This is a genomic window from Rhodococcus sp. 06-418-5 (assembly GCF_002258285.1).
In the GTDB taxonomy this organism is placed as follows: domain Bacteria; phylum Actinomycetota; class Actinomycetes; order Mycobacteriales; family Mycobacteriaceae; genus Rhodococcoides.
Window position 1 is genome coordinate 144,031 of record NZ_NOYE01000016.1, and the last position, 25,031, is coordinate 169,061.

Genomic DNA, 25,031 nt, shown 5'->3' on the forward strand with positions numbered 1-25,031 from the left:
AACGCGAGAGTAAGCAAACGGAGTTAAATCTGTGTTACATCGTGAATTCGGTCTCACTTCGTGAAACTCTCTGCGCACTTCGCGGGACGTGAGCTAGCACGTCAACACCGCAGTCCGTCCTCCGGCGGCACCAGCTCGACGAGGTAGTTCACCAAAGGCTCGTCGATGCAGTCGACGCCGGAGAAGGCGACCGTGTGCTGCGTACCGTCGTACGTCACCAGATCCGCGCGCAGCTGCGCCGCCAGCTCGACACCTGCCTGGTAGGGCGTGGCCGGATCGTTGGTCGTCGAGACGACCACCAGCGTCGGCAGTCCCTCGACGTCGACGATGTGCGGATCACTCGTGTTCGGCACCGGCCAGAAGGCGCACAGGTCCAATGGCGCGCTGCCCGTCGCCCGACCGTCGTCCAGGTACGGCGCGGCGGCACGGAACCGGGCGTCCGCCTCGTCGGCCGCTGCGCGATCGGTGGTCGGTGGGCCGTCGACGCAACGCACCGCATTGAATGCGTCGTCGATGTTGGTGTAGCTACCGTCCTCGAGCCTGCCGGAGTAGGTGTCGGCGAGCCGGAGCAGCGTGTCGCCCCGACCATCGCGCAATTCGTTCAACCCGGCCCGGAGCAGACGCCACAGCTGCTGTGAATACAGCGCTTGCTGGGCTCCGGTGATCGCGTCGTCGTAGCTGAGGCCACGGGGATCGGTCGTGTCGGCGGGTCGGTCGATCAGTGGGTCCACCAGGGACCGGAACTGCGCGACGGCCTGCGCCGGGTCGGTTCCGAGCGGGCAGGTCTCGGTCTGTGCGCAGTCCGCGGCGAATGCGTCGAACGCGGTCTGGAATGCCGCCCCTTGGGCAACGGCCTCGTCGACGGGTGACTGGTCGGGATCGAGCGCACCGTCGAGCACCATCGCGCGCACGTTCGACGGGAACTCCTCGGCGTACGCGGTCCCGATTCGCGTGCCGTAGGAGTACCCGATGTAGGTCAGCTTCTCGTCGCCCAGAACTGCGCGGATGACGTCCATGTCCCGCACCACCTCGCGGGTGCCGACGTGCTCGAGCACGTCCGCCCCGGTCCGCTCCACACACTGCGCGGCGTAGTCCCGATGTTCGGCCTCGGTCGCTGCGATGCCTTCGGGGCTGACGTCCACATCGGGTTCGCGACGCTCCTGGTCGACCTCATCGGACGTCAGACAACGGACCTCCGGCTCGGATGCTCCGATCCCGCGTGGGTCGAAGCCGATGCGGTCGAAGCGTTCGGCGACGGCGGTGCCTTCGGCCTGCCCGGCGAGGTAGAGGCCCGACGATCCGGGCCCGCCCGGGTTCATCAGTACCGATCCGATCTTCTCGCCCGTCGCCTTCGTCCGTGAGATGGCGACCTCGATCGTCCTGCCCTCGGGGTCGGCGTAGTCCAACGGCACGGTCACCATCGCGCATTCGACGGCACTTCCCAGTTCGCCGCCGTCGGTGTTGTACCGGTCGCAGCTTTCCCACTCCAGCGTTTGGGTGTAGAACGTTTCGAGCCCCGAGGGGATCGGGCCGACGGCGGATGCCGATGAGGAGCTGTCCGACGCACCGGAGTTCTCGGGAGTGGCTGTCGGCTCGGACGTGGAGCAGCCGACGGCCAACACGGCGACCGCGGACAGTGCCACGGCCGTGCTCCTGGTGCGCGTTCTCATGGCACGATCGTGCCAGGTCTTTCGGGCCCTCCGCTCCCGCTGCCCGGCGGGGACGTCGTGCGAGCACTAGCGTGGATGCCGTGCAGGCACTTCGACTCGCCCTCGCCCAGATCAACTCCGTGGTCGGCGATCTTGCAGCGAATTCCGCAGCGATCGTCGAGTGGACGGTCCGCGCAGCTCACGACGGTGCCAACGTGGTGGTGTTTCCCGAGATGGCGCTGACGGGATACCCCGTCGAGGATCTGGCTCTGCGACCGTCGTTCGCCGCCGCGTCGGCGCACTGCCTCACCGAGTTGGCGACAGCCCTCGACGCTGCCGGGTGTGGCGATCGCATCGTCGTGGTCGGCTACCTCGATCGCGACGCCGAGGGCTCGCGGAACAGCGCGGCAGTGATCACCGACGGACGGGTGACGACTCGGTACGACAAGCACTCGCTCCCCACCTACCGAGTGTTCGACGAGGCACGCTACTTCGCTCCGGGATCCGGCCTGAGCATCACGACGGTGAACGGCCTGCGGCTCGGCGTCGTTGTCTGCGAGGACATCTGGCAACCGGGCGGGTCCGTGCCCGCCTATGCCACGGCCGGGGTGGACATGCTGCTCTGCCTCAACGCCAGCCCCTTCGAGCAGGGAAAGGACGAGGTGCGTCGCTCCATCGCCCTGCGACGGGCCACCGAGATCGGCGCTCCGATCGCCTACGTCAACGTCGTCGGCGGCCAGGACGAGTTGGTGTTCGACGGGGCGAGTTTCGTCGTCGGTCCGGACGGCTCCACCTGGGGCCGCTCCCCGCAATTCGTCGAGCATCTGCTGATCGTCGACGTCGATGCTCCGACGGCACCACATCCGGATGCCGCCGAGGTACCCGGCTGGACCATCGATCGGGTCACGCTCCCCGACGTGGCGGTCACCGGCTGGCAGCGAGCCGAGCCGTTCCTCGCAGAGATCGTGAGCACCGAGGAACAGGTGTGGGGCGCACTGGTGACGGGTCTACGAGACTACGTGCACAAGAACGGTTTTCGTTCGGTGGCTCTCGGATTGTCCGGCGGTATCGATTCGGCGGTGGTCGCCGCGATCGCCGTCGACGCCCTGGGCCACGATGCGGTACACGCAGTGTCGATGCCCTCGACGTACTCGTCGACTCACTCTCGCACCGACGCAGAGGATTTCGCGTCGCGCACGGGTGTTCATTTCCGCGTCGAGCCGATTGCCGACATGGTCGCCCGCTACGTCGACCAGCTGCATCTGACCGGGCTCGCCGAGGAGAACATCCAGGCGCGGTGCCGGGGCATGGTGCTGATGGCACTGTCGAACAGCTTCGGCCATCTGGTGTTGGCCACCGGCAACAAATCCGAACTGGCCGTTGGCTATTCGACGATCTACGGGGATGCCGTCGGCGGCTTCGCGCCGATCAAGGACGTGCCGAAGTCGCTCGTGTGGGATCTGGCGCGGTGGCGAAACAAGTCCGCGGCCGACCGTGGGGACATTCCTCCGATCCCCGAGTCGAGCATCGACAAGCCGCCGTCCGCAGAGCTCAGGCCGGGGCAACTCGACACCGACTCGTTGCCCGATTACGACGAGCTCGACGCCATCCTGTTCAGGTACGTCGACCACGACCAGGGCTTCGAGGACATCGTGGCGGCCGGATTCGAGGCCGCGGTGGTCGCGGACATCCTGCGCAAGGTCGACGCGTCGGAGTACAAGCGGCGTCAGTATCCGATCGGCACCAAGGTCACCTCTCGTGCGTTCGGACGTGACCGCCGCATGCCGATCACCAACGGCTGGCGGAACTACGCGGCGCGCGGCGGGGTGTGACGAATTGCACTGCCGGTAGCGGTCCGGCAGGTCGTGAGCAGTGGCAGACTTGCCCACGTCATCACACCCCATCCCGGGGACCCGCCGAGCGGGCCTCGAGGACCAGAAAGGGACAAAGATGTCCGAAACTGCTGTGTACGGCGGATCCGCTCAGGAAGCACCCTCCACCGCGCTGACCCGCAAGACCCGCACCCACCACCTTCTGCAGATGAAGGCCGACGGTGAGCGCTGGGGAATGCTCACCGCCTACGACTACTCCAGTGCCCGCATCTTCGAGGAAGCCGGAGTTCCGGTTCTCCTCGTCGGCGACTCGGCGGCAAACGTTGTCTACGGCTACGACACCACCGTGCCGATCACCGTCGACGAGCTCCTTCCGCTGGTCCGCGGGGTGGTCCGCGGCGCACCGCACGCCCTCGTCGTCGCAGATCTGCCCTTCGGCACCTACGAGGCCTCGCCGCAGCAGGCACTGGAAACCGCTGTCCGGTTCATGAAGGAAGGTCTCGCGGGCGCAGTCAAGCTCGAAGGCGGCGAGCGCGTGGCCGCTCAGATCGCCGCGATCACTGCCGCGGGCATCCCGGTGATGGCCCACGTCGGCTTCACCCCGCAGAGTGTCAACACCCTCGGTGGCTTCCGCGTTCAGGGTCGCGGAGACGCGTCCGAGCAGCTGGTGGCCGACGCCATCGCAGTCCAGGAAGCGGGAGCATTCGCCGTCGTCATGGAGATGGTTCCCGCCGACATTGCCGGCCAGGTCACCCGCAAGCTGACCATTCCCACGGTCGGCATCGGTGCGGGCAACGAATGCGACGCGCAGGTTCTGGTGTGGCAGGACATGGCCGGATACACCAACGGTAAGACCGCGAAGTTCGTGAAGAAGTTCGCCGACGTCGGCGATTCCTTGCGGACCGCGGCAACGACGTACCTGTCCGAGGTGCGGTCGGGTGTCTTCCCCGGGCCCGAACACAGCTACTGATCGTTACCGTCTCCGTCGGGTGCGGATGGCACACTCGGACCATGAAACTCAGACGAGGTTCGACCTTCGAGGCACGGAGAAGCGCAGTCGCAGTAGTCGGCGCGGCTGCGCTCCTCACGCTGATCGGTGCGTGCAGCACGGATACGACCAACACCGGTTCGTCGTCGTCGACGACGACTGTCGTGCCGACCACCACGGTCACCGCACCGCCGGCGGAAGCAGTGATCACCGATGCCCAGAAGCAACAGCTGTGCACCGATCTCGAGGCGCAGCTGTCCAATTGGCGCGTCCAGGGGCCGACGCTCGGCCGGGGCGGGCTCAACATACTGGTGCAGACCTGGGCGGCGCAGAGCGGCGTCATCAACCTGCAGGTGGTGCAGAACCGAGCGATCGTCGACGACATCACGACGGAGACGTGCTCGGACGTGCGGGACGAGGCCATCCGCTCGCTGGACATTCCGGACCTCGCATCCGGTCTGGTGGGCTTCTAGGATGCGTTCTCTATACCCCGAGATCGATCCTGTCGACACCGGACACCTCGATGTCGGCGACGGACAGCAGATCTACTGGGAAGTCTCCGGTAATCCCGACGGCGCTCCGGTGGTGTTCGTACACGGCGGTCCGGGCGGGGCCACCAATCCGTTGCAACGGCGGTATTTCGACCCGCAGGCCTATCGAATCGTGTTGTTCGATCAGCGGGGCTGCGGGCAGTCGACCCCGCACATCGCCGACGGCGCCGATCTGTCGGTCAACAGCACCGACCGGCTGATCTCGGACATGGAGAAGCTGCGGGAACATCTGAGCATCGACGCGTGGTTGGTGTTCGGCGGTTCCTGGGGCTCGACGCTGTCGCTGGCGTACGCACAGTCGCACCGGGATCGCGTGCGAGGACTGATTCTGCGGGGGATTTTCCTGGTGCGGCCGTCGGAGATCGACTGGTACTACGGCGGCGGGGCAGGCCACATCTTCCCCGATCTGTGGGAGAAGTTTCTCGAACCTGTTCCGGAGGACGAGCGCGGCGGCAATCTCGTCGAGGCATACCACCGGCAGTTGACGTCCGACGACCGCGAAGCCGCGACGAAAGCCGCGGTTGCGTGGTCCACCTGGGAGGCGGCGACGAGTTACCTGTTGCCCAAATCGGATGCAGTGCAAGACAACTCGGACCCGCGGTTCGCCCTGGCATTTGCCGGTATCGAGAACCACTACTTCCGTAACAACTGCTTTCTCGAAGAGAATCAACTGCTACGTGATGCCCACTTGCTCGACGGCATTCCGGGTGTCATCGTGCAGGGCCGCTACGACGTCGTGTGCCCGGCGACGAGCGCGTGGGCGCTGCACAAGGCCTGGCCCTCGGCAGATCTGGTGATCGTCGACGACGCCGGGCACTCTGCAGCCGAACCCGGCATCGTGCATCACCTCGTCGAGGCGACGGATCGTTTCAGGCAGTGACGGCCGGGTAGTCGAACCGGACTGTGCGCGAGTCGGTGTCGGCCCGGGTCAACCGGACCTTCACCGACTCCCCTGCGGGCGGTTCTCCGTCGCACTTGCCGAGAACTATCGGCTGCGACACCAACACCTCGGCGTCCCGCTTCCCCTCGGCACCGCGCAGCACGACGGCCGAGAAATGCTCGCCCACTCTGTTTTTCAGTACGTGCGCCTCGGTGAGGTCGATGCAAGCGCGGTCCACCTTCGACGCCGCGGAATCCGATCCGCGCATGATGGCGGGCAACTCCGGCAGCGCCTGCGCCACCCAGTCCGGTACCGGCACTTCGGCCACGACGGCCAGGCACACCTCGGTGGCGAAGCGATCGGACAGCCGCCGCAGTGGTGCCGTCACGTGCGCGTACGGCGCGCCGATTCCCGAATGCTCGACCGATGTATCACTGTCCACAGGGTTCGTCGTGCGGTCGAACGCGAGGTAGTCCGCACCGCGCAGCAAACCGGTCGCCTGTGTCATCATCGCCAGTGTCGACGGCTCGTCGGTGGGCAGACCCGCCAGCACAGACCCGGAGGATGCGCCTGCGGGCCAGTCGATCCCGAGGGCTGCTGCCGTCTTCTTCAGTGTGTCCACGGATTCGGACGAGGCAGGCGGGAGGGTGCGCACGATACCGATTCCGGCGTCGAGCATGATTCTGGCGGCGCACATTCCCGTCAGCAGCGATATTTCGGCGTTCCACCCGTCCACTGCGGTGCGTGGTTGCAGGACGATGCGCCAGCCTCGCCCGTCCGGCACCACTTCCTGCTCGGGCAGGGTGATGTCGACGGCTCCGCGCCGTCTCGCTGCAGCTGCGCGCTGTCTCCCGAATTCGGCCAACGCTGCGATGGACGGATGCGGTGTCCCCGCGTCCACATCGGCCTGCACTGCGGCGTAATCGAGCCGGGCGGTCGATCGAACGAGCGCGCGGGTGACGGTCCACGCGGCCGCCTCGCCGACGTCGTCGAGTTCGATGGTCCACAGCGCGGCGCAACGCGTCTGTCCCTCGAGCAGGCTGCCCGAGCCCTCCGACAGCTCTCGTGGATGCAACGGTACGGATCCGTCGGGAAGGTAGAACGTCTGACCGCGTCGACGGGTTTCGGTGTCGAGCGCTCCCCCTGGCGTCACCAGTGCGCCCACGTCGGCGATCGCGTAGTGCACCACCAATCCGTTGGACGTCTTCTCGATGTGTACGGCTTGGTCGAGGTCCTTCGAGCCGGGCGGGTCGATGGTGACGAACGGGATGTCGGTGCGGTCGATTCTGCTGTCGGCGTGCAGGTCTCGGGCTTCGACCGCCTCGCGCATCACGTCTGCGTCGAACGCTTCGTTCAGTGCGAACTCGGATCTGATGGCCTCGAAGTCGAAGCCCGGGGCCCTCAGCCGGGTGAGCAGCACCGTCAGTTGTTCCAGTCGTCGTCGGAATCGGCGGCCTTGTTGCGCGCCGCGGCGATCTTCAGCGCCTGCTCCGCGGTGGCCTTGTCCGGATACGGGCCCATGCGGTCGAGGGCATTGGTCTGCTTGCCCTGTACGACCTGCTTGGTGCTGATGTCGTAGTACCAGGAGGTGTCGTCGTCGGTCATGACTTCCAGTGTGCCCCATGGAGCGACACCGCAGGAGAACTGCGGAAGAAATAGTGAGTGCGAACGAGTCGGCCTGTAAGCCGGATCCTGTCTGCCGTTCCTGCTTTCGCGGGTTCGACGTCGACGACCATCCATCTGGGCACACCGTTGCCGGGTACCTCGAGCAGTCCACCCGCAGGCTCGGGCGAGCAGCCCTCGAGCACCTGCGCAGCTGCACCACTTTCGGGGTGCAGCCTTCGACCTTGCTCCGGGCGGGGTTTACCTAGCCATCCCAGTCACCTGGGATGCTGGTGCGCTCTTACCGCACCGTTTCACCCTGACCTGCCGTTCGATTCCGAAGAACCGATCCGCAGGCGGTCTGTTTTCTGTGGCACTGTCCCGCGAGTCACCTCGGGTTGCCGTTAACAACCGCCCTGCTCTGTGGAGTCCGGACTTTCCTCGGCTCGAAGCGCGACGACACTCGTCCGCCCGTCCTTCGAGCCGCAGCCGTCCGGCCAACTCGTTCGCGGTTGCGTACTCTACTCGGCGCTCCGTGGTCGCCGGAAACCGAACTACAGTTCCCTTCATGAGTGAGTGGGTCGTGTTGCTGCGTGGCATCAATGTCGGTGGCATCAACATCAAGATGGCCGATCTTCGTGCGGCCCTGACGTCGGCCGGCTTCACCGATGTCCGCACTGTTCTCGCGACCGGCAATGTCCTGCTGAACTCCCCGCTGACTTCCGTCGTCGTGAAGGAACAGGTGGAGAACACGCTTGCCCAGGCGTTCGGCTATCAGGCCTGGGTTGTCGTTCTGGACGTGCCGACACTTCGGGCGATCGTGGAGTGCTACCCGTTCGACGCCGAACGGCAAGGGTGGCATCCTTACGTGGTGTTCGGAACCGACCCCACCCATCTGACCGAATTGTCCGCTCTCGCAGACGAACTCGATGTCGAGCTCGAACGTGTCGCTGCCGGACGTGATGTCGTGTACTGGGAGGTCCGCGCGGGGAGCACGACGACGAGTCGCTTCGGGAAAGCGACGGCCAAGGCGAAATTCAAGCCGACGACCACCACTCGAAATCTGCGCACTCTCGTGAAGATTCTCGCGTGACCGTTCTCGCCGCGGCACTGGTCGCAGCTGTGCTCGTTTTCGCGATCGTCCGACCCCGGGGTCTGCCCGAGATCGTCGCCGCGCTGCCGGCTGCCGCGATCGTCCTGGTCGTCGGCCTCGTCAGCCTCGACGCCGCACGCGAGCAGGTACTCGAACTCGCTCCGACCGTCGTGTTTCTGGCGTTCATCCTGATCCTGGCGCATCTGTCGGACGCGCTCGGAGTGTTCACCTGGATCGCGGCGAAGCTGCGACGAGGTGCGAAGGGCAGCCCCCGCAGACTGTTGACACTCGTGTTCGCAGCAGCCGCATCGACCACGGCAGTACTGAGCCTCGACGCCACCGTGGTGCTGTTGACGCCGGCCATCATCGGTGCTGCTCGCGTTCTGAGAATGTCGCCGCGTCCACACAGTTACGCCACGGCGCACCTGTCCAATTCGGCGTCGACGCTGCTGCCGGTATCGAACCTGACCAACCTGCTCGCCTTCGCCGCGACCGGACTCACCTTCCTGCACTTCACCGCTCTGATGGCATTGCCCTGGATATTCGCGGTGGCCATCGAGTTGGCGGTGTTCCTGATCTTCTTCCGCAAGGATCTGACTCGCACCGCCACACCGCCGAAGAGCTCGACCCTGCAGAGCGCCGAGAACGTCCCTGCACCCCGGACCACGCTGGTCATCCTCGCCGCGACACTCGTCGGTTTCGCCGTGGCAGGGCTGTTCGACGTCGAACCGTTCTGGGTGGCCGCGGTGGGATCGGTGGCACTGGCCATCCCCGCACTTCGAGGACGCCACACCAGTGCTCGCGCCATTCTGCGCGGTGCCGATCTACCGTTCTGTGGCTTCGTCTTCTTGCTCGGCATCGTCGTTCTCGGTGTCACCACAGGCCCGATCGGCGACTGGCTGACCCGAATTCTGCCGTCCGACACCAGCTTCGCCTCGCTGCTGGCCGCGGCCGCCATCGCGGCGGTGGCGTCGAACATCGTCAACAACCTGCCCGCGACGCTGCTGCTGCTGGCCGCATTCGGGGCCGACGCTCCCCCGGCACTGTTGTTGGCCATGGTGATCGGGGTGAACCTCGGCCCCAACCTCACCTACGTCGGGTCGCTTGCGATCATGCTGTGGCGACGCGTCGCATCGGCCAACGACGAGCCGGCAGATCTGCGAACCTTCACCGTGTTGGGCGTCATCACGACGCCGCTGACGATCGTCGGTGCGGTGGCGGGCCTGTGGCTTGCACTGCAGGTTTGAGCCTCGGTCAGATCGAGCGCCGTACGCGGAGTGTCGTGACCGCCAGGCCCACAGCGAAGACCACGGTACCGACCACCGCCCCCACCACCGGCAACAGCAGCCCGGCATGCACGGTGTCGAACAGCGGCGGTCCACCGTAGATCTCCTGGCGTGCAGCGCCGGTCGGCCCGAGGTCATCGAAGTATGGATCCGCGACCATCCTGATGCGGATCTCGGGAGGTCGACGTCGTGCCCACCATGCTGCCCCCGCGCCTACGAGGCCACCCGCCACGAGTGGGGCTGCCATATGCAGTGCCCGGCCGTGAGATCGGCCGCGCAGAATCCATCCGACCGTGATCGAGACGACGGTCCCGACCAGAAGTGCCGCGACTGGAGCGACCAACGTGATCGGCCACCACGGCGGTCCCGACACGTATTGCACGTAGTCGTACACGCGAAAGTACCCGGATGTCCCGGCAGCCATCGGTGGTGGGACATCGGCATCGATCCACATCCGGGGCGCGCAGTATCGCCAGGTGAAGGCAACTGCCAGCCCGGCGGCGGCCGATGCCGGCAATGCGATTGCCATCCAGCGCGCCGCCGTGGGCTCGCGCTCGGCGTCAGTGAACACGCAACGCATCATCCCCCACTCGACCCGAGCGACACGCCGGTCCGACGCCTCGCCTGCCGGAAGGCGCACAGTGTCTTCTCGGTCGATGACTCACCAGCGAAGCAGACCCTGACTGTTTCCTACGGTGCCGGTCGGTCCGTCCTCGGCATTCGAAGCGAGTCGAACGATCTCGTCGGTGCCCTGCGTGACGTCGTGTGCACCCTTGCCGCCGTTCAGATCGGTACGGGTGTAGCCGGGGTCGGCAGCATTCACTCGCATCGTGGGGAGTGCGTGCGCGTACTTCACCGTGAGCATGTTGAGTGCCGTCTTGGACGACGCGTAGATCGGCGGCACCACCTGCCAGTCGAACCAGCCCTGCTCGATGGTGTCGTGGATGGATCCGACACCCGAGGAGACGTTGACGATTCGTGCGTTCTTCGAGATCTGCAGCAGTGGCACGAATGCGTTGGTCACTCGAATGACGCCGAAGACGTTGGTGTCGAAAACATCTCGGGCGTCGTCCGCCGATCCTTCCTCGAGCGGCACGAAGGCCCCGGTGATGCCGGCGTTGTTGATCAGGACGTCGAGCCGTCCGTGGTCCAGACGCACCTGGTGTGCGGCAGCGTCGACGCTGCCCTGATCGGTGACGTCGAGTTGGACGAAGGTGACGCCGAGGTCGGCGGCAGCGGCACGACCGAGCTCACGGTTGCGGGCACCGATGATCACGGTGTGGCCGGCACGCTGCAGGCGCCGTGCTGTCTCGTGGCCGATTCCCTTGTTGCCGCCGGTGATCATCGTGATTGTGCTCATGACGTCGACGCTAGGGCTCGGCGATCCGATCGAGAAGATGCCGATTGTCGGTAGGTCTGCCGGTACCACCCACGTCGTCGTCGAGGAGACGAAGTGGCCGAGTGGCACAGTGGGGAGATGACCGTAGAGCAGCAGGGACGCCGACCGGCGGGTTTCTCGTCGGTGCTCCGTGGCTGGCGTGACCGCAGCGCACCCGTTCCGTCCGACTCGACCGTCAGACCTCGGCGTTCGTCGGGTCTGCGCCGCGAAGAACTCGCCACCCTCGCCGGAATCTCCGTGGACTATCTGGTTCAACTCGAGCAGGGCCGTGCGTCGAATCCGTCGGCGGCGGTGGTCGCTGCTCTGGCTCGGGCCTTGGGTCTCGACCTCGCCGATGCCGGGGTGTTGTATCGAGCTGCCGGACTCGCGGCACCGTCGTCCGCTGTCGATCGATCGGTACCGGACAGTGTCGATCGACTGCTGGCCCGAGCCGACCACTGGCCTTCGGCGGTGTACGCGGCGGATTGGTGGCTGCTGAGATGGAACGCGGCGTGGTCCGCGCTGATGGGCGATCCGATGGACCTGTCCGGACATTCACGCAACCAGGTCTGGTTCGAGATGACCGAGGACACGTCGTCGATGTGGGTCGATCCCGCACAACGAGAGCAGTATCGGGACGCGCTGGTCGGGGACCTCCGTGTGGCACAGATATCGCATCCCGACGACGCCGAGCTCGACAGTCTGGTCCGTGACCTTCGGGCCCGCAGCAACGAATTCTCCGATCGTTGGCGCTCTGCACGTCCGACCGTCTACCGGGGAGCACGCAAGAGCATCGACCATCCCCTGGTTGGGTCGATGGTCCTCGATGGGGACGTGTTTGAGCCTGCCGGCTCCGACGTGCGAGTGATCGTCTACACCGCAGCACCCGGCTCGCGAGACGAGTCGAGACTGTTGTCGCTGTTGTCGCCCGGATCCCGTTAACGGAACCTAGCCGCGCTTCAGGCCGACGAGGCCAGGTGCGAGGTGTCGTTCACCAAGCGCACCGAAGCCCCGCCGTCGGGGTAGAACTCGGCGATGCTCAGCGACGCGAGATCCAAGTGCAGTCGGTACAGCAGCGACGGGCCGACGTCGAGTGCGAGTTGCAACAGCATCTTGATCGGTGTCACGTGGGTGACCACCAGAACGGTCTTCCCGGCGTACTCGGCGAGCAATCGATCGCGGGTCGCTTCGATGCGCGTGCGTACTGCGTCGAAGCTCTCACCGTTCGGCGGTGCAACGGAGGTGTCGCCTCGCCACGCCTTGTGGACCTCGGGGTGACGTTCCATGGCCTCGGTGAAGGTGAGCCCTTCCCAGTCGCCGAAGTCGGTTTCGATGAGACCGTCGACCGTGGTGACAGGCAAACCGAGACGGTCGGCTGTCGCCGCAGCAGTCTGTTGGGCGCGCGCGAGCGGCGAGGCAACGATGGCGTCGATATCCGTCCGTGCACCGAGAACCGTTGCGGCAGAATCTGCTTGGCGTCGACCCAGTTCGGTCAGGTCGGGATTGCCCCGGCCGGAGTATCGACGGTCGACCGACATGGGGGTCTGGCCGTGTCGCAACAGCAGCAGGCGGGTCGGCTCCCCCATCGCACCGGTCCATCCAGGCGACGCGGGCTTCGCTGCTACCGACTCGGCGTCGGGCCGATCCGACAGGTCCACGCCCTTGGCCGCCGCGTCCATCGCCTCGTTGGCCAGCGCATCCGCGTGCGAGTTCTGTGCACGCGGAATCCACTCGTAGGTGACGGAATCGAAGCCGCGGGCGAGTTCGGCCGCTTGTCGCTGAAGCGGAATCATGTCCGGGTGCTTCACTTTCCAGCGTCCGGACATCTGTTCGACGACGAGTTTGGAGTCCATCCGGACGGCAACCTCACGGGCACCGACATCGCGGGCCGCGGTCAGTGCGGCGATCAGTCCGTTGTACTCGGCCACGTTGTTGGTCGCCACGCCCAGCGACGCCCGACGCTCGGCGAGCACCTGCGAGCGATCTGCACTGAGCACCACCGCGCCGTAGCCGGCGGGCCCAGGATTTCCACGCGATCCACCGTCGGCCTCGGCAATGACCCTCGACACCTGACTCAAATTCCGGATTCCTTGGTGCGCACCAGGATTGCGTTGCACTCGGAGCAACGAATCAGAGCATCCGCGGGCTTGTTGGCGATGCTCGCGATCTCGTTGCGATCGAGTTCGATCCGGCACGCTCCACATCGACGAGCCTGCAGCAGTGCCGCACCGCGGCCGGTGAGCGCTCGCTGCTTCTCGTAGAGCGCAAGCAGATCCGCGGGCAATCCCGAGGCCAATGATTCGCGGCGCTCGGCGCTGCGCTTCTCGGCGACATCGAGGTCTGCGACGGCGTCGTCACGGCGGCGGCCGGCGTCGACCAACTCGTCCTCGATCTGCGTCAGTTGCGCACCGGCGTGCTGGTAGTCACGTTCGCTGGCCTCACGCTGCTCCATGACCTCGAGCAGTTCCTCTTCGAGGATGCCCTGACGACGTTCGAGGCTGCCGAGCTCGTGCTGCAATTCGGTCATCTGCTTCGGTGCGATGGTGCCGCTCTCGAGCATCTTCTTGTCGCGGGCTTCGCGTTGCCGAACCGCGTCGACCTCGCCTTCGAGTTTGCGAATGTCCCGGTCGAGGTCGTCCATCGAGATCTGCACCGTCACCGCGGCATCCTTGCGCGTGGTGCGCTCGGTCTCGAGCTTGTCCACCTCCTGCTGTTCGGGGAGGCTCTTGCGGCGGTGGGCGATCTGCGAGAGTTCGGTATCCACACCGGCCAATTCGAGCAGCGAGGCCTGGACTTTGGGATCGACGTTCACGCTTGATGACTCCTGCGACTATGGAAGTTGATTCGGATTACCCTACCGGCTGCAGGAAAATGAGTGAGCCGGATCCACTCGATGGCAGGTCGTGGGTTCGATGATCACAGTGTCCACGGGTCGGTACGCACCTCGGTGACCCAGCTGTTCCATCCCTCGGTGTCACCGAACGCGGCGTCGACGATGCCTCGCGCCTGTGCGCACCACGGGAACTCAGAGGCCCAGTGTGCGGTGTCGATCACCGCGGGGCCGCCGGCGCGCAGGTGCTCGTCGACCGGGTGGTGCCGCAGATCGGAGGTGACGTACACATCGGCGTCGGTGCGCGCCACCGCGGAGAGGAACGAGTCACCCGCTCCCCCGCACATCGCAACCACCGAAACCATGGCGGCGGGGTTTCCCGCTGCGCGTACTCCCCACGTCGTGGCGGGCAACGCCTCGCGGACGACCTCGGTGAACTCGGCCACTGTCATCGGATTCGGTAGTTTTCCGATGCGGCCCAGGCCGGTGCACGACGGTAGAGCCGCGGATTCGAATACGTCGAACGCGGGCTCCTCGTACGGGTGTGCCCGACGCATCGCCGAAAGTACCTGAGCACGTAGCCCTTTGGGGGCCACGACCTCGATGCGATCCTCCGCCTCGGTGTGCACCTCGCCGAGAACGCCGAGCGTCGGGTGTGCGTTCGGGCCCGGACGGAATCGGCCGAGACCCGCACTCTGCCAGCTCGCTTCGCTGTACTCGCCGATCTGCCCGGCTCCGGCGTCGAACAGGGCCTGTCGCACCGCCGCCGAGTCGGCGGTGGGCACGAAGACCACCCACTTGTCGTGTGCGGGAGACGGAATGGGATCGAGTGGCCGGGTGTCGATCACCCCGAGCGCGAATGCGAGTGCGTCGGAGACTCCGGGATCTGCGGAGTCGGCGTTGGTGTGGGCGGTGAACAGCGCGCAGTCGGCCTTGATCAGACGGTGGATCACCGATCCTTTCGCGGTGTCGGCCGCGACGGTGTCGACGCCTTTGAGCAGCAACGGATGGTGGGCGACGATGAGATCGGCACCGCGGGCGATGGCGTCGTCGACCACGGCGTCGGTGACGTCGACCGTGTACACGACCTGCTGCACAACAGCTTTCGGATCTCCGCACACCAGGCCCACCGAGTCCCAGCTCTCCGCAAGACGGGGTGGGTACGCGTCGTCGAGCACCTCGATGACGTCGGCCAGTGTCACTGCCATGTTCGCTGCTCTCCTCACAGAACGGTCTTCAACGCGTCCACCAGTATGTCGACCCGCTGCGAGTCCCGTACCGCGACGCGCAGGTGGTGCCGGTCGAGCCCCGGGAACGTGTCCGCGCGCCGCACCGCGATACCCATCGTGCGCAGACGTTCTCGAACAACATCGGCTCCGTCGACGCGCAGCAGCAGAAACGGCGCACGGGCCGGGCCGGTGATGTCCAGGCCCAAGGCCTTGAGGCGCTGGGTCATCGCGGTGCGTTCGCGGTGGATGCGCTCCGATTCGACGCGTGCCCGATCGACGGCGAACGGTTCGGTGCAGGCGCGTATCGCTTCGATCTGCAGACTCCCCAGGGGCCAGTGCGCACGGCCGTACTGCAGTCGCGCGAGGACGTCGGGGTGCCCCAGTGCGTATCCACACCGCAATCCCGCCAACGCCCACGTCTTGGTCAGACTGCGCAGAACCAGCACATCGTCCAGGCTCTGTGACGCCACCGATTCCCCCTCCCCGAGCACTGCGTCGGCGAAGGCCTCGTCGATCACCAGCATGCGTCCGGATCCACGCAGACTCAGGACCGCCTCACGGGGGTGCAGAACCGATGTGGGGTTGGTCGGGTTGCCGAGGATCACCATGTCGGCGGTGTCGGGTACGAGCGTCGGGTCGAGCTCGAAGGGTGGCGGCAGGATCACTCGGTGCACCGCAATGCCTGCCTGCTCCAGCACCCAGTCGGGCTCGGTGAACGACGGGTGGATCGTCGCCACGAGCTGGGGCCGAAGCCGCGGCAGCATCGAGAAACCCTCGGCCCCGCCGCTGAGCAGCAGTACCTCGTCCGGTGAGCGGCCGTGGTGTTCGGCCACCTGTTCTCGCGCGGCCGTCTCGGCGGCCGCGCTCGGGTACGAACCCAACGAACTCAGTGCCGCGCCGAGCCGATCGCGAAGCCATGCCGGCGGTCCGTCGCCGCGTACGTTGACGGCGAAGTCGACGAATCCGGAATCGACCTCGACGTCTCCGTGGTGACGGAGGAGCGCATCGGGATCGGCAGCTGTGTCGGACATCGCGACGAGCGTAGCCGCGCCGTCACCGAACAGCCCGCACCGATAGGCTCCGACCATGTCTGTCGATGCTCCCGCGTCCGTTGTCCTGTTCGATCTCGATGGGACGTTGACCGATTCCGCACCGGGAATTCACGCCGGTTTTCGCCACGCACTGGCGTCGGTGGATGCCCCCGAACCGACCGAGGAACAGCTGTCGATGGTCGTCGGACCACCGCTGATCGACACGTTGCGCGGCCTCGGCCTGAACGAGGATGCGGCGCAGCGTGCCCTGGCGGCGTACTTCCAACGTTACGACGAGCGGGGCTGGGCCGAGAACACCGCGTTCGACGGCATCGAGTCGGTGTTGACGCGATTGCAGGATCGCGGCGTCCGGCTCGGTGTGGCGACGTCGAAGTCGGAGCGATTCGCGGTCCGGATTCTGGACCACTTCGGTCTGTCGCGGTACTTCGAGTTCATCGGCGGTGCCAGCAACGACGGCACCCGACGGGCGAAGTCCGACGTGATCGCGCATTCGCTGACCAACCTCGGCATCGACCCGGTGGAGTCCGCCGACGGCGGCACCGCCGGGGTGATCATGATCGGTGATCGTGATCACGATGTGCACGGTGCCGCTCGATTCGGCATTCCCACGGTGTACGTCGAGTGGGGCTACGGCGTCGACGGCGAGAGCGACGACGCCGCGTTCACCGCGTCGAGCATGGACGAGCTGGCCACCGTGCTCGAGCAGAACACGGCGGCCGTGCGATGACCGAGCCACTGCACGTGACGTTCGTGTGCACCGGCAACATCTGCCGATCGCCGATGGCCGAGAAGGTCTTCGCCGGTCATCTACGCGACGCCGGTCTGAGCGAGGCGGTGCGCGTCTCGAGCGCCGGGACCGGCGGTTGGCATGTGGGCGACGGCGCGGATCCTCGAACCGTCGCCGAGCTCGATGCCCACGGATACGACAGCGAGCATGTGGCGGCGCAGGTCGGGCCGGATCATCTGGCAGCGGATCTGATCGTCGCACTCGATACCGGCCATGCTCGCGCCCTGTTGCAGCTCGGTGCTCCGGCCGATCGTGTCGCCTTGCTGCGGTCGTTCGACCCCGATGCCGAGGACTCGTCGGTGGCCGATCCGTACTACGCATCCGATTCGGCATTCACCGAGGTGCGCGAGCAGATCGAAGGTGCCGTGCCCGGCTTGCTGGACTGGGCACGGTCTCGGCTCCCTCGCTGACCCGGCTACCGTGGTGGCGTGGACAAGTTAGCGTTCTTGCTGCGACCCAAGTGGTTGGTGCTGGCTGCGGTGGTGCTGGCCTTCGCGTTCCTGTGCTTCAGCGTGCTCGCTCCGTGGCAGTTGGGAAAGAACACCTCGACGTCCGAGCGCAACGATCTGATCACCCGATCCGTCGACGCGGATCCGGTACCGATCTCGGACGTTCTCACCGCCGACGGGTTTCCGGCCGAGGACGAGTGGCGTCGGGTCATCGCCCCCGGGTCCTACGTCGCAGATTCCGACGTGCTGGTGCGGCTGCGCAGCATCCGTGATCAGCCCGCATACGAGGTCATCACCCCGTTCGTGATCGACGGCGGGCCCACCGTGCTCGTCAACCGCGGATACGTACTGCCGGTGGAAGGAACCAGAGCGCCCGAGTTCGAGGCGGCCCCCACCGGTGACGTGACACTGAACGCACGGGTACGACAAGCAGAGGGCACCTCGCGCGAGCCCGTCGAGGACGACGGTCGACTGCAGGTCTACAACATCAACCCGGAACAGATCGGCGCGGCGGTAGGAGTCGACGCCATCGACGGATACCTCCAGCTCGACGACGGTCAGCCGGGCGGTCTCGGCTTGATCGAACTGCCGCAGACCGACGCAGGCCCCTATCTGTCCTACGGTCTGCAGTGGCTGGCGTTCGGCATCATGGCACCGTTGGGTCTGGCGTATTTCGCTCGCGCGGAGATACGGGAACGCCGCAATGCGCGTGCACAACTCGCGGACGCGATCCCCGGCGAGCCGGATACCGAGCCCGAGGGCGAGAACGAGGCCGGTCCGGATCAGGCCGGTCCGGACGAGGAAGAAGAGTTCACCTTGCCCACGCGTCGCGAGAAGCGAGCCAGGGCGCGAGCGGCGTCACGCCAGACGACGCCGTCGGATCCTCGCCTGGCCGATCGCTACGGCAAGAATCGCTGACACGAAACCCGACAGTTCTTGTACTCGGCTCGACAGTGCGACCGATCGGCGAAGATCACGTGCGGTCGGCGCGTGTCCGTCACCGAGTGTCGGCCTGATCTCGACGCCGTGTCGGTACTGCGTTCTGCCACCCAGTTGCAGCCCCAGTGCCCCGGCAGCCGACGCCTCCGCGACACCTGCGTTGGGGCTGGGGTGCTGCGCGGCGTCGCGTCGCCACATCTTCAGGGCTCGGGCGGGCGAACCCTGCACCGACGGAGCTGCGACGACTGTCGCCAAGCCGGTGACGCGGGCCGGCAGCAGGTTCAGAGCGTCGTCGATTCGTGCTGCGGCCCAACCGAAGCGCAGATACTTCGGCGAGCGGTAGCCGACCATCGCGTCGAGCGTGTTGCTCGCTCGGTAGGCCAGAATTCCCGGCACCCCGGCCAGCGCTCCCCACACCAACACGCCGACCGTCGCATCGGAGGTGTTCTCCGCGATGGACTCGAGTGCGGCGCGTGCGAGACCGTCGGAGTCGAGTGGTTCCGGATCTCGACCGCACAGTGACGGCAGCAGTGCGCGTGCGCTCTCGAGGTCGTCGTTGTCGAGATGGTCGGCCATCTGCCGGCCCACCTTCGACAGTGACGTGCCTCCGAGCGCGGCCCAGGTAGCCGCCGCGACCAGAGCGACTTCAGCAGGTGCACCCACACGGGCGGCCACGCGACTCGACGCGACGCCGAGTGCGGTCATCGAGCCGATCAGCGCGGCCGCATGGACGACGCCCGAGGCTCGACTGTCGCGGTAGAGGGCGTGTTCGACGCGCAGTGCCGTGGTCCCGAATCCTGCGACCGGGTGCCAGCGTCTCGGGTCTGCGAACACTCGATCGAGGCCGTAGCCGACCAGTAAGCCGATCGCTCGGGGGTGTGTCCACATCTCACGAATCTTGCCAACTGCACACCGGGCTCAGGACACCGGACTGTCAGGCCCAGCGGTGACGGTACGCACCTGCCAGTTGACGGTTGCGGAAGTCGATGTCGCTTCCGTCGTTGAGCAAGGCGATTGCCATACCTACGAAGCCGACTGCTGCCATTACGAACATCGTCATGATTCCCCCAGAATCTCGTGTGGATCCGCCGAGCGGATGTGGGCGTAACAGATTGTTACCCGTGAGTAAGGCGATTCCCACGCCTTTGAGGTCGGCGTCACGTGTGTCCGTGGTCACGAGACGTCGGTCTCATCGGATCGTCCAAATATCAACGGCCACCGACACTCTCGGGATGTGCGTTTGTCCCGTCGTTACTGCGGCACAGGAAACAGATGCTGTTCGTCGGTCACGACCGACCGGAGAAATTCGTCGACGGCCTTCACCCGCGCGAGTCCGGTCAGCTCTCTCGGTACCACCGTCCAATACGTCCGCTCGACCGAGACGACACCGGGCAGGACCGACACGAGGGCCCCGTCCGGCTCACCGATATAGCTGGGCAGGGGCGCAATCCCCACACCGGATCTCGCCGCGATCCACTGCCCGGTGATGTTGTTGGTCTGAATCTGCGCGCGGCCCTCCGGCAGGATTGCATCCAGGATGCGCAGCGGTGCCACATCGAGTAGCGCGTCCACGTACGAGATCAGTGTGTGTTCACGCAGATCGTCGACGGTCCTGATCGGTGCCATCGCGGCAAGGTACTCGGCGGACGCATAGAGCTCGAGGGAGTACGTCGCCAACCTGCGGGTAGTGACGAACCTCGGTGACGGCCGCTCCAACGTGATTGCGATGTCGAACTCCCTGGTGGCCAGCGAGTTGTGCTCGGTGGCGGTGACCAGTTCGATGTCGAGATCGGGGTGCTTGTCTCGGAGTACTCCCAGTTTCGGTGTCAGCACGAACGCTCCGAAACCGTCCGGGGCCGCGATCCGCACGGTTCCTCGCAGGGAGCCGGTGTCCGAGGTCTGATCCTCGAACGCCGCGATGAGTGTCGACTCGACGGTCTCGGCGTATGCGACGAGGCGTCGACCCGCCTCGGTCAGTCGCCAACCCGACGGCGTTCTGTCGAACAGGCGCTGCCCGGCCGACTTCTCGAGAGCCGTGATGCGCCGACCGACGGTGGTGTGGTCGACACCGAGAGTGTGCGAGGCGTCGGTCAAACGCCCGGTCCTCGACACTTCGAGGAAGTAGCGGAGATGGTCTGCGTTGAACACCTACCGAGACTATCCCCGGTGTGCATTTCTGCACAGCGATCTGCGGTTTTGGCCTTTGACATGTGCATCCGTACAAGTGAGACTCGAGACACACCGATGGAAGGATCGAACGTGACCGACGTCATCACGCACTGGCTCGATGGAAAGACCTATTCCGGCGTCTCCGACCGGACCGCCCCCGTCACCAACCCCGCCACCGGCGAGGTCACCGGAACGCTCACCCTGGCCGACACAGACGATGCCCGTGCGGTCATCGACGCCGCCGCAGCCGCATTCCCGGCGTGGCGCGACACCTCACTCGCCAAGCGCACCTCCATCCTGTTCTCCTTCCGAGAGCTGTTGAACGCCAAGAAGAACGAGCTCGCCGCGATCATCACCGCCGAACACGGCAAGGTTCTCTCCGACGCCCTGGGTGAGATCGGCCGCGGCCAGGAGGTCGTCGAATTCGCCTGCGGCATGGCACATCTGCTCAAGGGCGGATACACCGAGAATGCGTCGACCGGCGTCGACGTCTATTCCATCCGTCAACCGCTCGGACCGGTCGGCATCATCTCGCCCTTCAACTTCCCCGCCATGGTCCCGATGTGGTTCTTCCCCATCGCCATCGCGGCAGGCAACACCGTCGTCCTCAAACCGTCCGAAAAAGACCCGAGCGCCAGTATCTGGCTCGCCGAGCTCTGGGCCGAGGCGGGCCTACCCGATGGCGTCTTCAACGTCCTGCAGGGCGACAAGGTTGCCGTCGACGAGCTCCTCGAGAACAAGAAGATCAAGTCGATCTCCTTCGTCGGCTCCACCCCCATCGCCCAGTACGTCTACGCCACCGGCACCGCCCACGGAAAACGCGTCCAGGCCCTGGGCGGTGCCAAGAATCACGCCGTCGTCCTCCCCGATGCAGATCTCGACCTCGCCGCCGACGCCATGGTCAACGCGGGCTTCGGTTCCGCAGGCGAACGCTGCATGGCCATCTCCGCCCTCGTCGCCGTCGGCAGCATCGCCGACGAACTCGTCGCCAAGATCGCCGAGCGGACAACACCGTTGGTCACCGGCGACGGCACCCGAGGGGCGGACATGGGTCCGCTCGTCACCAAGGCACACCGTGACAAGGTCGCCTCGTACGTCGATGCAGGCGAGGCGGCAGGCGCCACCCTCGTCGTCGACGGCCGCACCGTCCAGCCCGACGGTGGCACCGACGGATTCTGGCTCGGCCCCACCCTGATCGACCACGTGACTCCCGACATGAGCACCTACACCGACGAGATCTTCGGACCCGTCCTGTCGGTCGTTCGCGTCGACACCTACGACGACGCGCTGCAGCTGATCAACGACAATCCCTACGGCAACGGCACCGCCATCTTCACCAACGACGGCGGCGCGGCTCGACGCTTCCAGAACGAGGTCGAGGTCGGCATGATCGGCATCAACGTCCCCATCCCGGTTCCGATGTCCTACTACAGCTTCGGCGGTTGGAAGAACTCGCTCTTCGGCGATAGCCACGCCCACGGGACCGAGGGAGTGCACTTCTTCACCCGAGGAAAGGCCGTCACCAGCCGCTGGCTCGACCCGAGCCACGGCGGCATCAACCTCGGCTTCCCTGAGAACAGCTGAGCCCTGAGAACAGCTGAGCCCCGAAAACAGCCAGCCCATGTGCGCGGAACTTCGTAGCAGGTTACGAAGTTCCGCGCACATGGTCACCTCGCGAAGGAGCACACCATGGTTTCCAACATCTCGTTTCCTCGGTTCCTCAAGCTGGGCGGCGGTGCCGTCGAAGAGCTGGGCACGGTGCTGACAGATCTCGACGTGTCACGGCCGTTGCTCGTCACCGATGCGTTCATGGCCGGTAACGGCTCGGCGGATCGTTTGATGAAGATCGTGACCGAGGCCGGGAAGACCCCGGCTCTGTTCTCGGGCACCGTTCCGGATCCGACGACCGATTCGTTGGTCGCGGGCCTCGACGCGGTGCAGCAGCATTCGGCCGATTCGATCATCGGGTTCGGCGGCGGCAGTCCGATGGACACGGCCAAGGCGCTGGCCATTCTCGCGGTGCAGGGCGGCACGATGCGGGACTTCAAGGCTCCGGTGCTGTCGACCGGCCCCGCGCTTCCGATCATCGCTATCCCTACCACTGCCGGAAGTGGTTCGGAGGCAACTCAGTTCACCATCATCACCGACGTGGCCTCGGACGAGAAGATGCTGTGCCCGGGGCTGTCGTTTCTGCCGATCGCCTCGATCATCGACTTCGAGTTGACGATGTCGATGCCGGCGCGCTTGACGGCCGATACCGGCGTCGATGCGCTCACTCATGCCATCGAGGCGTACGTGAGCAAGAAGGCCAACCCCATTTCCGACGGTTTGGCGCTCAGTGCGATTCGTACGATCGGGACGTCGTTGCTGCGGGCCTATCGGGACGGCGACGACCGGCAGGCGCGCGAGGCGATGATGCATGCCTCGACGCAGGCGGGAATGGCGTTCTCCAATGCGAGCGTCTGTTTGGTGCACGGTATGAGTCGACCGATCGGCGCGCATTTCCATGTGGCACACGGGCTTTCCAACGCGATGCTGTTGCCTGCCGTCACGGCATTCTCGATCGACGGGGCCCAGGCGCGTTACGCCGATTGCGCCCGCGCACTGGGCGCGGCGTCGGAAAGTGACTCGGATCGGCTTGCCGGTGGCAAATTGCAGGACGCAATCGTCACACTGTGCCGTGAGGTGGAGGTTCCGACGCCGGAGACCTTCGGGATCGAGAAGGCGAAGTGGGACCAGCTGTTGCCGCTGATGGCCGAGCAGGCGCTCGCCTCGGGTAGCCCCGGCAACAATCCGGTGGTGCCTACAGCCGAGCAGATCGTCGACCTGTACCGGCAGGTGTACGCGGGAATCTAGTCGGGAGAACCGGATGCGCGGGCGGCCACGGTGTCGCGCCGCGCATTTCGGCGTTGCACCGCAATTCCACCGATCACGGTCACGGCCGCCAGCACTGCCGACAGCAGAATGGACGACCGCTGCTCCGGCCGCACCACCATCATCACCAGCACGAAGACGATGAACCCGATGGCAAGGTACGTCAGCCACGGGTAGAGCCACATCCGAACGGCGGGGCGTTCGCCGTCGCGGTCGAGGTGACGCCGCAGCACCAGCTGGCTACTGGCGATGGCCAGGTAGACGAACAGCGCGACGGCACCGGTGGTCGCCAGCAGGTAGGTGAAGAGCTTCTCGGGCAGGATGTAGTTTCCGACCACCGCGAGGAACCCGAGCACCATCGAGGCGATCACCGCAACCCACGGCACCCCGTTCGTCGTGATCTTCTTGACCGCCCTCGGTGCGTCACCTCGATCGCCGAGCGAATACAGCATGCGCGACGCGGTGTAGAGCGCCGAATTCAGGCACGACGCGACCGCGGTCAGAATGACGATGTCCATGATGGTCTCGGCGTGCGGGATCCCCATCTTGGACAGGACGAATTGGTACGAGCCCGTGTTGGGATCCAGTTCGTTCCAGGGCACCAATGCGACGATGACGAAGATGGAACCGAAGTAGAAGATCGAGATTCGCCAGATCACCGAGTTGGTGGCGCGGGTGATTCCCTTGGCCGGATCCTTGGATTCGGCAGCGGCGATGGTGACGATCTCCGAGCCCATGAACGAGAACATCGTCGTCAGCATGGCCGCGATCACCGCGCCGAAGCCCAGCGGCATGAAACCACCCGAGGCCCAGAGTTGGTCGACACCACTGACTTCCGAGTCGGGTAGCAACCCGAAGATCGCCGCGATCCCGAGGCCGATGAACGCGATGATGGCCACGACCTTCACCAGGGCGAACCAGAACTCGAACTCGCCGTAGTTGCCGACGCTGATCAGGTTGGTCGCGGTGAGGGCAACGACGATGAGCAGTGCCCACATCCATTGCGCGCCGCCGAGCCAGTTCGTGAGAATGGATGCAGCCGCGGTGGCTTCGACCGGGATCACCAACACCCAGAACCACCAGTACAGCCATCCGACCGAGAATCCGGCCCAATGCCCCAGGGCGCGAGTGGCATAGGTGGAGAACGAGCCGGTGTCGGGATTGGCCGTCGCCATCTCCCCCAGCATGCGCATCACCAGGATCACGAGTGTTCCCGCGAACAGGTACGCCAGCAGCACCGCTGGGCCTGCCGTCGCGATGGCGTTGGCCGAACCCACGAACAGACCTGCGCCGATGACTCCGGCTATCGAGATCATCGTCACGTGCCGTGGCTTGAGGCTGGTGCCGAGTCCGTTCTCGCCGGTATCCGGCTTCTCCGTAATGGCCATCCCTGTAGTCGAACACAAAGTGAACGCAGACGCAGCGGGTGACCGATATGTCCAG

26 protein-coding genes and 1 other RNA gene are annotated in these 25,031 nt (G+C 65.7%); 13 read left to right on the forward strand and 14 right to left on the reverse strand.

Going from position 1 to position 25,031, the window contains the following annotated elements; translation table 11 throughout:
• Window positions 1-101: 101 nt before the first annotated feature.
• Entirely contained in the window at window positions 102-1,670 is a 1,569-nt protein-coding gene (locus tag CH274_RS12915; protein WP_094657658.1) for an alpha/beta hydrolase, read from the reverse strand.
• A gap of 80 nt (window positions 1,671-1,750) precedes the next feature.
• On the opposite strand from CH274_RS12915, the gene CH274_RS12920 reads away from it, so the two are divergent.
• From CH274_RS12920 to pip, 4 genes are all read left to right on the forward strand, one after another.
• A complete protein-coding gene (locus CH274_RS12920) occupies window positions 1,751-3,481 on the forward strand; it encodes an NAD+ synthase (RefSeq protein ID WP_094658017.1) in 1,731 nt (576 codons plus the stop codon).
• Window positions 3,482-3,599: 118 nt separating this feature from the next.
• Window positions 3,600-4,451, forward strand: coding sequence for a 3-methyl-2-oxobutanoate hydroxymethyltransferase (gene panB, locus CH274_RS12925; RefSeq protein ID WP_094631656.1), 852 nt, complete (start codon window positions 3,600-3,602; stop codon window positions 4,449-4,451).
• A gap of 41 nt (window positions 4,452-4,492) precedes the next feature.
• Window positions 4,493-4,942 (forward strand): hypothetical protein, encoded by a 450-nt coding sequence (locus tag CH274_RS12930; RefSeq protein ID WP_094657659.1) that lies wholly within the window; start codon window positions 4,493-4,495, stop codon window positions 4,940-4,942.
• A gap of 1 nt (window position 4,943) precedes the next feature.
• Window positions 4,944-5,900 (forward strand): prolyl aminopeptidase, encoded by a 957-nt coding sequence (gene pip / locus CH274_RS12935; protein WP_094657660.1) that lies wholly within the window; start codon window positions 4,944-4,946, stop codon window positions 5,898-5,900.
• Here pip and CH274_RS12940 read toward each other — a convergent pair.
• The 3 genes from CH274_RS12940 to rnpB form a co-directional block, all read right to left on the reverse strand.
• Window positions 5,890-7,320, reverse strand: coding sequence for an RNB domain-containing ribonuclease (locus CH274_RS12940; RefSeq protein ID WP_094657661.1), 1,431 nt, complete (start codon window positions 7,318-7,320; stop codon window positions 5,890-5,892). The two genes, pip and CH274_RS12940, sit on opposite strands and share 11 nt — an antisense overlap.
• 2 nt (window positions 7,321-7,322) lie before the next feature.
• Window positions 7,323-7,505, reverse strand: a complete 183-nt coding sequence (locus tag CH274_RS12945; RefSeq protein WP_045194843.1) for a hypothetical protein — start codon at window positions 7,503-7,505, stop codon at window positions 7,323-7,325.
• Between the two features lie 60 nt (window positions 7,506-7,565).
• An RNA gene (gene rnpB / locus CH274_RS12950) (RNase P RNA component class A) lies at window positions 7,566-8,007 on the reverse strand.
• A gap of 63 nt (window positions 8,008-8,070) precedes the next feature.
• On the opposite strand from rnpB, the gene CH274_RS12955 reads away from it, so the two are divergent.
• Window positions 8,071-8,595: a DUF1697 domain-containing protein gene (locus CH274_RS12955; RefSeq protein ID WP_094631652.1), complete on the forward strand. Its 525-nt coding sequence runs from the start codon at window positions 8,071-8,073 to the stop codon at window positions 8,593-8,595.
• A complete protein-coding gene (locus CH274_RS12960; RefSeq protein ID WP_094657662.1) occupies window positions 8,592-9,842 on the forward strand; it encodes an SLC13 family permease in 1,251 nt (416 codons plus the stop codon). Before CH274_RS12955 ends, CH274_RS12960 begins: the two co-directional genes overlap by 4 nt.
• Window positions 9,843-9,849: 7 nt before the next feature.
• Here CH274_RS12960 and CH274_RS12965 read toward each other — a convergent pair whose 3' ends face one another.
• Together CH274_RS12965 and CH274_RS12970 are read right to left on the reverse strand one after the other, a co-directional pair.
• Entirely contained in the window at window positions 9,850-10,452 is a 603-nt protein-coding gene (locus CH274_RS12965) for a hypothetical protein (protein WP_143546552.1), read from the reverse strand.
• 90 nt (window positions 10,453-10,542) lie between these two features.
• Entirely contained in the window at window positions 10,543-11,241 is a 699-nt protein-coding gene (locus tag CH274_RS12970; protein WP_179275724.1) for an SDR family NAD(P)-dependent oxidoreductase, read from the reverse strand.
• On the opposite strand from CH274_RS12970, the gene CH274_RS29675 reads away from it, so the two are divergent.
• Both CH274_RS29675 and CH274_RS12975 read left to right on the forward strand, forming a co-directional pair.
• Window positions 11,240-11,362, forward strand: coding sequence for a hypothetical protein (locus CH274_RS29675; protein WP_256980521.1), 123 nt, complete (start codon window positions 11,240-11,242; stop codon window positions 11,360-11,362). The genes CH274_RS12970 and CH274_RS29675 overlap by 2 nt on opposite strands.
• Window positions 11,359-12,201, forward strand: coding sequence for a helix-turn-helix domain-containing protein (locus tag CH274_RS12975; RefSeq protein WP_094657665.1), 843 nt, complete (start codon window positions 11,359-11,361; stop codon window positions 12,199-12,201). Before CH274_RS29675 ends, CH274_RS12975 begins: the two co-directional genes overlap by 4 nt.
• Window positions 12,202-12,218: 17 nt before the next feature.
• Here CH274_RS12975 and CH274_RS12980 read toward each other — a convergent pair whose 3' ends face one another.
• From CH274_RS12980 to cobC, 4 genes are all read right to left on the reverse strand, one after another.
• On the reverse strand, window positions 12,219-13,328 hold the full coding sequence (locus CH274_RS12980) for a bifunctional RNase H/acid phosphatase (RefSeq protein WP_094657666.1): 1,110 nt from the start codon (window positions 13,326-13,328) through the stop codon (window positions 12,219-12,221).
• A 5-nt stretch (window positions 13,329-13,333) separates the two neighbouring features.
• The gene (locus CH274_RS12985; RefSeq protein ID WP_045194834.1) at window positions 13,334-14,071 is read right to left on the reverse strand and encodes a zinc ribbon domain-containing protein; all 738 of its coding nucleotides are present in this window, start codon (window positions 14,069-14,071) and stop codon (window positions 13,334-13,336) included.
• 104 nt (window positions 14,072-14,175) lie between these two features.
• Window positions 14,176-15,297: a Nif3-like dinuclear metal center hexameric protein gene (locus CH274_RS12990; protein WP_094657667.1), complete on the reverse strand. Its 1,122-nt coding sequence runs from the start codon at window positions 15,295-15,297 to the stop codon at window positions 14,176-14,178.
• A gap of 14 nt (window positions 15,298-15,311) precedes the next feature.
• Entirely contained in the window at window positions 15,312-16,349 is a 1,038-nt protein-coding gene (cobC, locus tag CH274_RS12995) for an Rv2231c family pyridoxal phosphate-dependent protein CobC (protein ID WP_094658018.1), read from the reverse strand.
• A 55-nt stretch (window positions 16,350-16,404) separates the two neighbouring features.
• Here cobC and CH274_RS13000 point away from each other — a divergent pair, with 55 nt between their 5' ends.
• Genes CH274_RS13000 through CH274_RS13010 form a run of 3 tightly spaced genes read left to right on the forward strand, consistent with a single transcriptional unit; the run spans window position 16,405 to window position 18,524 of the window.
• Window positions 16,405-17,097 carry an HAD-IA family hydrolase gene (locus tag CH274_RS13000; RefSeq protein ID WP_094657668.1) on the forward strand — a complete coding sequence of 231 codons (693 nt, stop codon included), beginning with the start codon at window positions 16,405-16,407 and terminating at the stop codon, window positions 17,095-17,097.
• Window positions 17,094-17,567 carry a low molecular weight protein-tyrosine-phosphatase gene (locus tag CH274_RS13005; RefSeq protein WP_179275725.1) on the forward strand — a complete coding sequence of 158 codons (474 nt, stop codon included), beginning with the start codon at window positions 17,094-17,096 and terminating at the stop codon, window positions 17,565-17,567. The genes CH274_RS13000 and CH274_RS13005 overlap by 4 nt, the downstream gene beginning before the upstream one ends.
• A gap of 18 nt (window positions 17,568-17,585) precedes the next feature.
• A complete protein-coding gene (locus CH274_RS13010; RefSeq protein ID WP_094657669.1) occupies window positions 17,586-18,524 on the forward strand; it encodes an SURF1 family cytochrome oxidase biogenesis protein in 939 nt (312 codons plus the stop codon).
• On the opposite strand, the gene CH274_RS13015 is transcribed toward CH274_RS13010, so the two are convergent.
• The 3 genes from CH274_RS13015 to CH274_RS13025 form a co-directional block, all read right to left on the reverse strand.
• Entirely contained in the window at window positions 18,465-19,433 is a 969-nt protein-coding gene (locus CH274_RS13015) for a cobalamin biosynthesis protein (protein WP_094657670.1), read from the reverse strand. The two genes, CH274_RS13010 and CH274_RS13015, sit on opposite strands and share 60 nt — an antisense overlap.
• Window positions 19,434-19,479: 46 nt before the next feature.
• Window positions 19,480-19,605 carry a hypothetical protein gene (locus CH274_RS29680; protein ID WP_256978899.1) on the reverse strand — a complete coding sequence of 42 codons (126 nt, stop codon included), beginning with the start codon at window positions 19,603-19,605 and terminating at the stop codon, window positions 19,480-19,482.
• 191 nt (window positions 19,606-19,796) lie between these two features.
• Window positions 19,797-20,693, reverse strand: a complete 897-nt coding sequence (locus CH274_RS13025) for a LysR family transcriptional regulator (RefSeq protein WP_094647628.1) — start codon at window positions 20,691-20,693, stop codon at window positions 19,797-19,799.
• 96 nt (window positions 20,694-20,789) lie between these two features.
• On the opposite strand from CH274_RS13025, the gene CH274_RS13030 reads away from it, so the two are divergent.
• Entirely contained in the window at window positions 20,790-22,298 is a 1,509-nt protein-coding gene (locus tag CH274_RS13030; protein WP_094657672.1) for a CoA-acylating methylmalonate-semialdehyde dehydrogenase, read from the forward strand.
• Between the two features lie 105 nt (window positions 22,299-22,403).
• Window positions 22,404-23,570 carry an iron-containing alcohol dehydrogenase gene (locus tag CH274_RS13035; RefSeq protein WP_094657673.1) on the forward strand — a complete coding sequence of 389 codons (1,167 nt, stop codon included), beginning with the start codon at window positions 22,404-22,406 and terminating at the stop codon, window positions 23,568-23,570.
• Here the strand turns inward: CH274_RS13035 and CH274_RS13040 are convergent.
• A complete protein-coding gene (locus CH274_RS13040; protein WP_045194817.1) occupies window positions 23,567-24,976 on the reverse strand; it encodes an amino acid permease in 1,410 nt (469 codons plus the stop codon). The two genes, CH274_RS13035 and CH274_RS13040, sit on opposite strands and share 4 nt — an antisense overlap.
• Window positions 24,977-25,031 lie beyond the last annotated feature (55 nt).

Bases quoted from the DNA above. Each gene is read 5' to 3' on its own strand.
- CH274_RS12955 (WP_094631652.1), top strand. From the start codon at position 8,071: ATGAGTGAGTGGGTCGTGTTGCTGCGTGGCATCAATGTCGGTGGCATC.
- CH274_RS12915 (WP_094657658.1), bottom strand. From the start codon at position 1,670: ATGAGAACGCGCACCAGGAGCACGGCCGTGGCACTGTCCGCGGTCGCC.
- CH274_RS13035 (WP_094657673.1), top strand. From the start codon at position 22,404: ATGGTTTCCAACATCTCGTTTCCTCGGTTCCTCAAGCTGGGCGGCGGT.
- CH274_RS13030 (WP_094657672.1), top strand. From the start codon at position 20,790: ATGGAAGGATCGAACGTGACCGACGTCATCACGCACTGGCTCGATGGA.
- CH274_RS12970 (WP_179275724.1), bottom strand. From the start codon at position 11,241: ATGAGCACAATCACGATGATCACCGGCGGCAACAAGGGAATCGGCCAC.
- pip (WP_094657660.1), top strand. From the start codon at position 4,944: ATGCGTTCTCTATACCCCGAGATCGATCCTGTCGACACCGGACACCTC.
- CH274_RS29675 (WP_256980521.1), top strand. From the start codon at position 11,240: ATGACGTCGACGCTAGGGCTCGGCGATCCGATCGAGAAGATGCCGATT.
- CH274_RS13000 (WP_094657668.1), top strand. From the start codon at position 16,405: ATGTCTGTCGATGCTCCCGCGTCCGTTGTCCTGTTCGATCTCGATGGG.
- CH274_RS12930 (WP_094657659.1), top strand. From the start codon at position 4,493: ATGAAACTCAGACGAGGTTCGACCTTCGAGGCACGGAGAAGCGCAGTC.
- CH274_RS12975 (WP_094657665.1), top strand. From the start codon at position 11,359: ATGACCGTAGAGCAGCAGGGACGCCGACCGGCGGGTTTCTCGTCGGTG.
- cobC (WP_094658018.1), bottom strand. From the start codon at position 16,349: ATGTCCGACACAGCTGCCGATCCCGATGCGCTCCTCCGTCACCACGGA.
- CH274_RS12945 (WP_045194843.1), bottom strand. From the start codon at position 7,505: ATGACCGACGACGACACCTCCTGGTACTACGACATCAGCACCAAGCAG.
- CH274_RS13015 (WP_094657670.1), bottom strand. From the start codon at position 19,433: ATGTGGACACACCCCCGAGCGATCGGCTTACTGGTCGGCTACGGCCTC.
- CH274_RS13005 (WP_179275725.1), top strand. From the start codon at position 17,094: ATGACCGAGCCACTGCACGTGACGTTCGTGTGCACCGGCAACATCTGC.
- CH274_RS29680 (WP_256978899.1), bottom strand. From the start codon at position 19,605: ATGACGATGTTCGTAATGGCAGCAGTCGGCTTCGTAGGTATGGCAATC.
- CH274_RS12990 (WP_094657667.1), bottom strand. From the start codon at position 15,297: ATGGCAGTGACACTGGCCGACGTCATCGAGGTGCTCGACGACGCGTAC.
- CH274_RS13040 (WP_045194817.1), bottom strand. From the start codon at position 24,976: ATGGCCATTACGGAGAAGCCGGATACCGGCGAGAACGGACTCGGCACC.
- panB (WP_094631656.1), top strand. From the start codon at position 3,600: ATGTCCGAAACTGCTGTGTACGGCGGATCCGCTCAGGAAGCACCCTCC.